The 272-nt window shown below is 40.4% G+C and carries 1 protein-coding gene; it reads left to right on the top strand.

What is annotated here, in order from left to right; all coding sequences use genetic code 11:
• On the top strand, positions 1 to 181 hold a 181-nt coding region (locus E1958_RS21080; RefSeq protein ID WP_208108641.1), incomplete at its 5' end, for a hypothetical protein.
• Between the last annotated feature and the right edge of the window lie 91 nt (positions 182 to 272).

The following is a 272-nucleotide window of genomic DNA, read 5'->3' as shown; positions in this document are numbered from 1 at the left end:
GCCAGAGAGAAGGTTCTTATTATTCGGCAACAACAAAATTAGAACACTACCCCTGTATCCATATTGGATGGGTGACAGTGATGCTCCAAGTATTTTTGAACCATTTCGTCTGTTACATTCCCTGTTGTCTAAGCACCCTATCCTATCGCCTAAAAATACTTTCCCCAATATCGTTTTTTAGCTCGGGGAATTCGCTTTGAAGAAACGGTATGATTACTGCATCTTTGATCCCTCATTAGCTCATTATAGAATACCTGTGTAGCAGCTAAAGC

This window comes from Candidatus Thiosymbion oneisti, from assembly GCF_004359955.1.
Taxonomy (GTDB): Bacteria; Pseudomonadota; Gammaproteobacteria; order Chromatiales; family Chromatiaceae; genus Thiosymbion; species Thiosymbion oneisti.
This window is presented reverse-complemented; position numbering and strand designations above follow the sequence as displayed.